Annotated in this window: 7 protein-coding genes; 3 read left to right on the top strand and 4 right to left on the bottom strand. The window is 43.4% G+C overall.

Annotated elements, in window-relative coordinates; genetic code table 11:
• Complete coding sequence (locus tag AUR67_RS17120; protein WP_054562831.1) at positions 1 to 306, bottom strand: ArsR/SmtB family transcription factor; 306 nt, start codon at positions 304 to 306, stop codon at positions 1 to 3.
• Between the two features lie 133 nt (positions 307 to 439).
• Here AUR67_RS17120 and AUR67_RS17115 point away from each other — a divergent pair, with 133 nt between their 5' ends.
• The 3 genes from AUR67_RS17115 to AUR67_RS17105 all read left to right on the top strand — a co-directional run bounded on the left by AUR67_RS17115 (position 440) and on the right by AUR67_RS17105 (position 2,827).
• Positions 440 to 628 carry a DUF2892 domain-containing protein gene (locus tag AUR67_RS17115; RefSeq protein WP_054562832.1) on the top strand — a complete coding sequence of 63 codons (189 nt, stop codon included), beginning with the start codon at positions 440 to 442 and terminating at the stop codon, positions 626 to 628.
• A 1-nt stretch (position 629) separates the two neighbouring features.
• Positions 630 to 974, top strand: a complete 345-nt coding sequence (locus tag AUR67_RS17110) for a rhodanese-like domain-containing protein (RefSeq protein WP_058586172.1) — start codon at positions 630 to 632, stop codon at positions 972 to 974.
• A gap of 62 nt (positions 975 to 1,036) precedes the next feature.
• The gene (locus AUR67_RS17105; protein ID WP_058586171.1) at positions 1,037 to 2,827 is read left to right on the top strand and encodes an alkaline phosphatase D family protein; all 1,791 of its coding nucleotides are present in this window, start codon (positions 1,037 to 1,039) and stop codon (positions 2,825 to 2,827) included.
• On the opposite strand, the gene AUR67_RS17100 is transcribed toward AUR67_RS17105, so the two are convergent.
• The 3 genes from AUR67_RS17100 to AUR67_RS17090 all read right to left on the bottom strand — a co-directional run bounded on the left by AUR67_RS17100 (position 2,824) and on the right by AUR67_RS17090 (position 10,699).
• Positions 2,824 to 3,366 (bottom strand): PH domain-containing protein, encoded by a 543-nt coding sequence (locus AUR67_RS17100; protein WP_058586170.1) that lies wholly within the window; start codon positions 3,364 to 3,366, stop codon positions 2,824 to 2,826. The two genes, AUR67_RS17105 and AUR67_RS17100, sit on opposite strands and share 4 nt — an antisense overlap.
• Positions 3,367 to 3,465: 99 nt before the next feature.
• Positions 3,466 to 7,782, bottom strand: a complete 4,317-nt coding sequence (locus AUR67_RS17095) for an alpha-1,6-glucosidase domain-containing protein (protein WP_058586169.1) — start codon at positions 7,780 to 7,782, stop codon at positions 3,466 to 3,468.
• A 22-nt stretch (positions 7,783 to 7,804) separates the two neighbouring features.
• Positions 7,805 to 10,699, bottom strand: a complete 2,895-nt coding sequence (locus tag AUR67_RS17090; protein ID WP_058586168.1) for a TonB-dependent receptor — start codon at positions 10,697 to 10,699, stop codon at positions 7,805 to 7,807.
• Between the last annotated feature and the right edge of the window lie 62 nt (positions 10,700 to 10,761).

Below are 10,761 nucleotides of genomic sequence, written 5' to 3'. Positions count from 1 at the left end.
TTAATTACCTTTGCAAAATAAGCCATGTAGGGTCGCTAAGATTGATACCACATTTTCATCAACCACGCGGTAATAAATAGTTTGGCTTTCGCGTCGAGTAGCAACTATCTGAGCTTTTCTCAGCGCCGCTAAGTGTTGCGATAATGCTGACTGCGCCAATGGCACTGCTTCATTTAATTCGCTCACGCTCATTTCACCATCTTGCAGCGAACATAAGATCATCAAACGATTTTTATTCGCCAATATCTTTAGCATTTGCTCTGCTTGTTCCACATTGTCGGCCATAGCCGCAAAATCGATGTTCATAATCACACTACTCTATATTCTTAAAATACCGCTAAAGTATAGATTGATATATTAGAAAAGTCTAATATTAGAATTTACTAATGTAGCATTATCTAATATATTAAATACATCACTCTGTTATCGAGGTCTTATTATGAAACTAAATGACGCGCTTCGCCTAATTGCTGGTGTAATGATCTGTATTTCATTGTTGCTACAACAGTTTCACAGTCCGCTGTGGATTTGGTTTACGGTATTTATTGCTCTAAACTTAATTCAATCGGCATTCACTAAGTGGTGCCCAATGATCACCATTTTACGCAAACTTGGCATGGAGGATTAGTATGCTGACCCCAATTCCTGACTTAATGAAAATTATTGCCCCAAACCAGCGCCGCATTGACGCTGACCAAGCAAAACAAGAATTAAGCGAAAACCACGGTTTATTAATAGACGTACGAGAACCTGCTGAGCACGCAACTAAAGCAGCAACAGGTGCAATTAATATCCCGCGTGGTGTACTTGAAATGAAATTAATGGAAATTGAAAAAGATCCCGCAAGGCCTATTTACTTACACTGTGCAAGTAGTGCCCGCGCCACACTGAGTGCCGAAGCACTGACTCGTGTTGGCTACGAAAATGTCACTGTAATCACCTGTAATGCCGAACAAATTTGTCAGGTGTTTTAACTTCATAGAACAGTAACACTGGTCGGATAAGCTCGTACTTTTCTACTTATAGGTACAGAGCAATGACTTTTTCGCGCAGACGCTTTTTAAAAGCATCGGCGGCTGGTTTTGGAGCCGCCGTTTTATCTTTTGGTTTAACGGGCTGTAGTCTTAATGACGATGATGACGAAACTACAAAGCAAACCCCTGTCAGCTTTGATCACGGTGTTGCCAGTGGCGACCCGCTCGCTGACAGTCTAATTATTTGGACTCGCATAACACCTCTTGAAAACGTCACGAGTGTTAACGTAGTTTGGCAAGCCTCAACAGATGCTAACTTTACAACCATTAGCCATGATGGCGAAACACAGGTAAGCGATGCAACTGACTTCACCTTAAAAGTTGATCTGCAAGGTCTCGATGCCAACACCACCTATTACTACCGCTTCATAAGTAATGGTAAAACCTCACCTACTGGAGCAGGTAAAACGCTTCCAACCGACAACATAGAACAAGTAAAATTTGCCGTTGTCTCTTGCGCTAACTATCCTGCTGGCTACTTCCATGTGTATGGTGAAATCGCAAAACAAACCGATTTAGATGTAGTACTGCACTTGGGTGACTACATCTATGAATATGGTAATACAGGTTATGCCACTGAAGATGCCGCCGAACTTGGCCGTTTATTACCTGATGACAATAGCGATGAAATCATTTCTTTAGCGGATTATCGCAAACGTTACGCCCATTATCGTAAAGACGATAACTTGCAAGCTGCCCATAGTCAGTGTGCATTTATTACTGTTTGGGACGACCATGAAATAACTAATGATACATGGCACAGTGGCGCTGAAAATCACAACGACGGCGAAGGTGAATTTAGCGAGCGCAAAATGCATGCGTTACAAGCCTACTTTGAATGGATGCCGATCCGTAATGTTGCCGATAAAGAACGTATTTATCGACGCTTTGAGTTTGGTAATTTAGTTTCATTACACATGCTCGATACCCGTGTTTTAGCTCGCGACGAGCAAGTTAATTATGCAGATTTCGACTTAACCAGCAGCCAAGGACAAACTGACTTTGTTGCAGCAATTAGCTCACCTACTCGTGCTCTATTAGGTAACGAGCAACTTACATGGCTGACTGATGGTTTAACGACAGCAACAACACAATGGCAAGTACTTGGACAACAAGTGCTGATGACCAAAATGCATTTGCCATTCGAGATTTTACAGTTACTTATGAATATTCAAGTAACTCAAGCAAACGGAGCTGATCCATCTGCATTACTTGCGCAAGCAAATACCTTATTTAGTGAGCTTGCGCAAATTAAAGGGCGCGTATTAGCTGGCGATCCAACGGTGACTAGTGAGCAGCGAGCACGCGTAGAAACAACAGCGCCTTATAATCTTGATGCATGGGATGGCTATGCTTATGAACGAGAGGTAATACTTGGGACTGCAATTGCTGCACAAAAGAACTTGGTGGTTTTAGCTGGTGATACGCATAACAGCTGGGCAGGACAATTAGTCACTGATGCAAGTAACCCTGTTTCTGCTAAAGCTGCAGCTGGTGTTGAGTTTGCAACATCTTCGGTTTCTTCTCCAGGTCTTGAGAACTACTTAGCGTTAAATACGCAATCGAGTGAGGCTGTCGCACAAATTGAGCAAGTTATTGCATTACTGGTTAACGACTTAGCCTACAACAACTTAGTTGAACGCGGTTACTTAACGGTCACCTTTACTCAACAGCAAGCGCTTGCCCAGTGGCATTATGTAAGTAGCGTTAAAACAGCCGATTACACACTGCTTAACGAGCGTAAAAAAGCGCTCAGCGTACAAGCTGGTAGCTCTACTTTACAAATGGCTTAACGCTTTTCATCTAATAGCGTAACTAACATTTGCTCAATGTTTTTTACGCTATAAGTAAGTGAGCGCAGCAGTTCTAACTGAATATCTTCAGGTTGATGCTCAGCTTTAGCACTGCTGCTTTGAGTCATTTCATCTTTTTGTTTCAAGATTGCCTCGCGAAACTTCTCAGCATCAACCACTCCGAGCAATGATACCAATGCACCTTGTCCTGATTGACCTGCCGTTTCAAAGCTCAGTCGATAAAGGCCAAATTGACGCATTAAAGGACCTTGGCTAAGTGCCACATCGGTTATTTTTTCAAGTGGGATCGATTTTTCTTCTTTAAAGAAAACACCTCGTTTTACCACTAACTTACGCGTTAACAACGTGGCTGACATCGCCGCTAAAATACGCCCTGCCACCAGCCAGATTATTAACGCAACTATTGGAATGAAAGGGATCCCTACCATACTAATCACACAGGTAAAAATACCCAGTAATAACCAATATTGTTTTACTTTTGGATCAAAGCTAGCACTCGTTAAACTGGTTTCTGTCATCATAGGCTCCTTGATAGAGAGTTATGACAATATACAAACTTTTCATTAAATACAAAAAAAGCCGAGCAAAAGCCCGGCTTAAGGGTACTGCAGGGAAAGCTATTCCACTGCTTCAACCGTCACTGTTAGTTTACTCAGATCAGGTCCTTGCACTGTAAAACGATAATCGCCAGCAGCTGCAATACTCAGAGCGATATTGGCGCCAACCGCTTCTAGTAAAGCCGCTTCGCCAAGCACAGCAACAGGGGCATCACCACTGCCACCGTAATCCACCGTATTCCAGTCTTCAGAAGCGACTTTAAACTCATAGTCATCGGCTTCTAATGTCATGGTGGTACTGTACATCGCATCACCAGTATAAATCAGTGGGTTATCTGTGCTCCAATCATTTACACTGCCACGTAAGTACACTTGAGTTTCGCCAAACATTTCTGCATTGAATACAGTCATAAGTGGTTCTTCAAGGTTACTGGCATCAAACACAAACTGATATTGACCATCGCTTGCAATATCCATTGTCATATTTGCGCCTTTTACTGCGAGTAGCTTTTCAGTACCCACTGTAACCGCTGCACTACTTTCACCTGAGCCATAATCCACCGTGTTCCAATCTTCAGAGGCCACTTTGAACTCATAGCTACCCGCAGTTAACTGTTTAGTGAAGGTATAAACACCTTTACCTTGATACATTAACTCATCACTGGTACCCCAATCGTTTAAGCTACCGCGTACATAAATTGGCGTACCAACAAATGGCTCTTCATTATAGATCTTAAGTACTGGGTTTTCGGTGTCTGTGGCATCAAATGAGAACACATAAACAGCATCCATTGCCGCCGTAAAGGTCATATTGGCACCACTGCGTGTTAGCGGCTCATCTTCGCCTTCAATCACTTCAGCAACATCAGCAGAAAGCGCACCAAAATCAACGGTAGACCAATCTTCAGAAGCCACTTTAAATTCATAGCTACCTGCGGTTAGAGGAATCGCAATTTTATACTCGCCATTACCTACATATTCAAAGCTATTTGCCGTACCCCAGTCATTTAACGAGCCACGAACATAAACTGTTGTGCTACCAAATGGCACAATATCTGGCGCACCCACAGTTGCATCGGCACTTAGGCCTTCGCCTTGTGCATCAGCTTGTGGTTTCACAAACACAGCAACAGTATAAGGCGGAACATTAAAGGTACCTTCGCCTTCACCAGCCATAAAACTTGCTGCTGACATACTTGAGTCAACACTCGCTTTTAAAACAGGGTGAAGCTCAAAACCCGCAGCCGTTGATACCGTATGCGATAAGCTTTGATCCGTACCGTTCATCACCACAACAATGGCATCGTATTGGCTATCTAGGTCAGTCAACCCAACGCCATCATCGATACTCATCACGACTAAGCCTTGCTGTTGACGCTTACCAATATTGTGGAAGCCAACGCGATCTAAAATGTCTTGCTCTGTGGTTAAACTAAATAATGGGCTGGCACTACGAATTGCTAAGAATTCAGTAAATACATTACTTGCGTACTCAATGTCGCTTGCCATCGCTTGTGCATTAGGATTTGCTGAAATAGGTGCAATTTCGCCCCACTTCGCTTGGTTATCTTGCGCAGGAGGTAGGCCTACATTCCAGTTATTGGTATCCATACTGAAATCAACAAAGTTGAACCAATCACCAGAATCATAACTATTACGATCCATTGATTTAGAACGTAGCATATCAGCCCCCATTTGCATAAATGGAATACCTTGGCTCATCAGCGGCATAGCTAAAGCCATATTGTGAACACGCACACGCTCTTCAATACTTAAGTTAGTGCCATGTTTATATTGCAGCTGATCCCATAGTGTTTCGTTATCATGCTTAGAGACATAGTTAATGCTGTCAGCCGGGTCAAGGGCGTAAGCCGCTGGCTGACCACTCCAGCTAAAGCTGCTGCCTTTTGCTGAATTACCTTTAAAGTCTTTAAGAATGTAGTTTTGTAAGTTACCTGCCAGTGATAAACGCAACGTATCTTGCTCAGATAAATTGCCATCTGTGACATTATTACTAAAGAACGCACCACCACGAATTGCCTCACGGATACGGTCATTAAAGGTGCCTACTTCACTGCCAGCCATATCCATTTGTTTAGCTTGCACAAATAAACGGTTATCAGCGACTTCACCAAAGTTCCACCCTTCACCGTAGAAGTAAGTATCTGGGTCAACCGCTTGCACTGCACTAAGCGCGGTCATAATTGACGCTTTTGGCATATGCCCCATCACATCAAAGCGGAAGCTATCGTAACCAAAATCACGGGCTAAAATCACCATTGAATCAGCGACAAATTTGTCCATCATGACATGTTCTGTTGCTGTATTTTCACAACAGGTTGAACGCTCAATATCACCAGAGGTTTCGTTGTATCTGTGGTAATAACCCGGAACGAGTTTATCGAACACTGATTTATCCCAAACACCTGATGAGGTCGTGTGGTTATAAACAACATCAAGCACGACACGTAAACCAATTTCTTGTAAAGACTGGATCATCGCACGCGTTTCTTTGACTCGTGCAATACCTTCAGGTGATGAAGCGTAAGAACCTTCAGGCGCAATAAAGTGATGCGGATCATAACCCCAGTTAAAGCTATCAACACCACGCATTGCATTAGCAAGTGCTTGAGCATCATCAGAGCCTGGTAGATATGACGCCATTAAATCAACTATCAAAGCACTCTTATCTTCGGTTTTACATGCATCGGCATCATCCTCAATGCGGCTACATAAATCACCTAAGGTTGCAGTAATATCAACACGCTGACTGGCATCTTCATCAATGGTGCCAATATCTGTCAGTGGTAGTAAATGGAAATGGGTTAAGCCATTATCTGCCAGCTTTTTGAGATGTTGCATTGGTGCGCTATCAAGTTCAGTAAACGCAAGATACTTACCACGGTTTGCTTCACTGACGGTTTCATCACGTACACTAAAATCACGCACATGGCCTTCGTAAATGACCGCTTGCTCAGGGTAATCAACCGTTGGCACCATACGCTCATCCCAGCCGGTTGGTTTAGTATCTTCATCATCAAGGTTGATCAGTTGGCTATATAGACCATTGGTTGAAACGTTTAATGAATAAGGGTCTGTGCTCCATAAGCTTTCAATTTGCTTAGTCGCTGGGTGATAAACATCAAACATAAAGCGGTAGTAATGGCGATCGTGACTGATATCGACATTGCTAGACCAAATACCCGTTGTGCTATCAAAGGTCATAGCAAGTTGTTCAAGCTCTGTTTTATCAGCATCATACAGCGCTAATTTCATATTGCTTGCCGTTGGAGCCCATACCGACACATCAATGCCATTATTGGCGTAATGCACACCTAGTTGTGCTTCATTAGCATCACTTTCGCCACTGGTGTATAAGTCATCGAGGGCTTTAGCGGCTTGCACATAAGTGGCTTCTGTTAGCTTGCCATCAGCATCATAGCCTGCCACAACCAGCTGTTGTTTAATAAGCTCTTTTGCAGCGGCTGCATCCCAGTTACCTTGGTATGCATTCCATCCAGCAAGGTGCGGCACTTTAGCGATTTGTTCATCGCTTAAAGATGTCGATGTAAGCTCAACCACTTGACCATTTAACTCACCAGTATCTTCATCGACAGCTAAATCTGCACTGTTGGATGAGTGTAATTTAATGATGCTTGTCAGCTCATTACTTGGCTGATAAATCATAGTAGATAAATCAATCCAATGCGCTGAGGCACCAGAAATACTCACCGGGCGCTCACCTAAGCTAACAATTGGATATTCAAATACTGATGGTTCACCATGAATGGTAAAGTTCATACGTTGGAACTTTTCATCGTCCTGCATCAATGGCATTTTTAAATCAACATCACCAAACGCTTTGCCAGACCCTTCGGTACCAATATGCACGATGAAGTTAGCACACTCGTTGTAACCTTCTTTTAGTTTTACAATCCAGTACGCACCATAGTTAGGATCAATACCATCGTATTCATGCCCATTGGCCCAATCAGTGGCATCAAACGGCGCTGCGTACGCATCACAATCATCATTATTCCATGAGTGTAATCGATAGCCTTCGTATGCATCATCACTGGTGCGGTTATAGAATAAGATGGCTTCGTCGTCTGCAGGGAAAACCACAGGATCAGGCAAAGTGGGATCAGCGCCTACCACGCAGCTTTCATTATTCTCATCGGGTACCGTTGGTGCCGGACAACTAATCGGTGGTGGATCAACACACTCAGTCCCCGCTTCATTGGGAACTTGCGGGACACTACAGGTCAATAAAACTTGCCCTGAATCTATATCGTTACTAGCGCCACCACCACATGCAGTTAGCAAAACCATGCTACATGCAATCAGTAAGCGGCTAAAATTAGCTATTATTTTCATATTATTATCTCCAACTTACTGATCAATGGTTATAGGTAAAACCTAGATAAAACTGACGACCAAAGAATTGCGTGGTGCCTGTTTTACTGGTTGTTCCAAAGTAGCTTTGTGTTGGTTCATCGGTTAAGTTATTCACTTGTAATAACATGCCGAATGAATCTGTGAACTGATACGACGTTTGGAAATCGACAACCGTTTCTGCATCAAAATTCACCACTTGCTCATTGACAGCAACTTGCTCTGAAACGAAATCATCGCGATAACGCACATTCAAACGTGTCTCAAAGTTTTCATAGCTGTAAAAAAGTGTGCCGTTAAAGACATTGTTTGAAAGGCCAGGCAAGTCTTGCGACACAGAATCACCACCTAAATCGGTAATAGATTGCACTTCACTCTCGGTATATGAGTAACTGGCGTTAATACCTAGGCCTTCAAACGGTGAGGGTAAGAAAGAGAAAACTTGCGTATAGGCAAGCTCAATACCACGAATATAACCGCCCTTGGCGTTGTTAACCGCAGTTGTGTACACCCCATTTGTGGTTTCGATTTGCTCACCGCTGACAGGGTCAACAATGTATTCTGGTACGTTAAAACCATTACCCTTAAAGTCAAAGTTCTCGATGGCTACCGTATCTATGAATGAGTCGATATTCTTATAAAACGCAGCAACAACCAGTGCACCATCGGTGTCTTCAAAGTATTGCTCGTAGGAGATATCGTATTGATCAGCATAGAAAGGTTTTAAGAATGGGTTATTAGTACTTGAACCGTTAATTTCGCCGTCATTGTTAACCGATGCACTGGCATCACCCGCTAAACGGTTAATCGGAGCACGGGCCATCACTTTTGCCGCAGCAAAACGAATTTGTGTCGCGTCACTGACTTTAAAGTTCAGATTTAATGAAGGCAGGTAGTCAGTGTATTTAATGCCTAACACGCTTGGTGCATAAAGGTCGTTAACAATGCCATTGTCATCAACAATATACTGCGCACCGAGTTGTGGGTCGCCACCGACGTTTTCGAGTACCGTCGCTGACTGATCGGTATCTACTCGGCGAATACCAATATTACCTGTAACGGGTAGAGTGCCAATTTCAGTATCAATGTTAAGCATCAGATAGGCTGACACTACTTCTTCATACACTGAACCACTTTGTAACATGGTCCATGAGTAGTTAGTGGTATAGCCTTGCGCATCTGGCTCACCATCACCATCTAAATCCACAACACCATCGGCGTTACCCCAGGTCTGTACAGGCTGCGGAGTCCCATCAGGAAACCATGCGTTGAGTGCTTTATCTAAATCTATCGCTAAATATGATGGGAAATAACTAAACTCACCTTGCCAATCAACTACGGTGGTCATGTCATCGGTAAGACGAAGCGGTGGTTGAGTCGAAGAAAATGCACCATCGTTACCGTATTCAAATACAGAGCGATTATTGCTGTACTCACGGTCTGAATAACGCGCACCAAATTCAATTGAGCTAAACCAGTTACTCTCTAACTCATACTTAAAATCGAGTCGAAATGCTTTTACTTCATCTTCATTTTCATACGGGTAAATACCGTATTTACTGACCATAACTCGGTCAATATCGCTAAATGCGTCGGCTTGGTTAAAACCTACATCAGGTAAGTTTAAGCCGTTCAATTGATAGTTAAGCGATACATTGGTATCGAACACAGGGTTCTCAACGGTGGCATCTTCTGCTACCAATGCCCAAAGTAAACCATTGCGGAAATTACTTTTCGCACGTGATAGCGACACGTCAGCATTGACGTTTAAACGCTCAGTAACTTGCCAATCGGCATTAATGCCGTAGCTGTCTACTTCATCAAAGTCTTGGTTATCATCATTAACGATTTCAACACGGGTAAAGCTATTTGATGTGCGGTTAATCGCACCACCAATCACCGCATTACCGTCAAGCACTGGGTTAGCATACACCGCAGACGGACCACCAAACTTAACCCGAAAACCACGGGCAAATGATTCGCTATCAAAACGCGATAAAAACGCATCACCTTTTAGTTTAAAGTTATCGGCTGGCACCCATTCAATTGAGGTTAAATAACCATTACGGGTTTCTTCACCACCTAAGTGCTGAAGCTCAAAACCTTCACTGATGTATTCATTAGCAGGGTTATCAGCAGGGCCATCGGTATCATTTGCTAGCCCATCAACATCTTTATTACCGTTATATGCTAAACCGATAAACTGAGTCGCCACACTTGGTTGGAATAAGCGCGCGTAACCCAGTGCGACACCTAGCGTATCGTCAAGAAACTTGCCTTGGTAAGAAAAGCTAATACGGTCGCCATACTCCGTGGCATCAAATACCTCTGAAGCACGGTCGTTATACATACCACGCACATTCGCAGTAAATTTGTGTTGCTGGTCATTATCCAATGGGCTGGCTGTTTGTAGCTCTACCGTACCTGCTACGCCCCCTTCAATAAGTGATGCTTTTGGCGACTTGTAGACCGCCGCGGAACTGATTAACTCTGACGGATATTGGTCAAACTCAATACTGCGACTACCACTAGTAGATACTTGCTCTCGACCATTTAATGTCGAAAAAACAAATCCACCAGATAAACCGCGAATGTTGATTTCGGCAGCTTGGCCACCGGTACGTACCGCCGAGATCCCCGGTAGACGTGTTAATGCATCTGCCATAGACACATCAGGTAATGCCCCTAAGTCATCAGCTGATAGTTGCTCAGAGACAGTGTCGCTAAAGCGTTTTTGATTTAATGATTGAATTAAGCTGCGACTAAAGCCGCGCACTTCGATTACTTCTAGCTCAGGATCGATTTCCTTTGCTGATGTGCGTTCTTCTTCCGTCGCCGCTATTGCACTATTTGCTGCCACTAAAGCCAGCATAAGCGCACTTAGCTTGAATTTCCCCATTGGATTTCCACCCTGTTGTCGTTGGAGGTGTTGTATTTGTGGTTATTGTTGTTGTCAAAAAA

The organism is Pseudoalteromonas sp. XI10 (assembly GCF_001469895.1).
Lineage (GTDB): Bacteria > Pseudomonadota > Gammaproteobacteria > Enterobacterales > Alteromonadaceae > Pseudoalteromonas.
This window is presented reverse-complemented; position numbering and strand designations above follow the sequence as displayed.

Excerpts from the sequence above, each read along its gene's own strand:
- AUR67_RS17120 (WP_054562831.1), bottom strand. The coding sequence starts at position 306 with ATGAACATCGATTTTGCGGCTATGGCCGACAATGTGGAACAAGCAGAG.
- AUR67_RS17110 (WP_058586172.1), top strand. The coding sequence starts at position 630 with ATGCTGACCCCAATTCCTGACTTAATGAAAATTATTGCCCCAAACCAG.
- AUR67_RS17115 (WP_054562832.1), top strand. The coding sequence starts at position 440 with ATGAAACTAAATGACGCGCTTCGCCTAATTGCTGGTGTAATGATCTGT.
- AUR67_RS17095 (WP_058586169.1), bottom strand. The coding sequence starts at position 7,782 with ATGAAAATAATAGCTAATTTTAGCCGCTTACTGATTGCATGTAGCATG.
- AUR67_RS17100 (WP_058586170.1), bottom strand. The coding sequence starts at position 3,366 with ATGACAGAAACCAGTTTAACGAGTGCTAGCTTTGATCCAAAAGTAAAA.
- AUR67_RS17105 (WP_058586171.1), top strand. The coding sequence starts at position 1,037 with ATGACTTTTTCGCGCAGACGCTTTTTAAAAGCATCGGCGGCTGGTTTT.
- AUR67_RS17090 (WP_058586168.1), bottom strand. The coding sequence starts at position 10,699 with ATGGGGAAATTCAAGCTAAGTGCGCTTATGCTGGCTTTAGTGGCAGCA.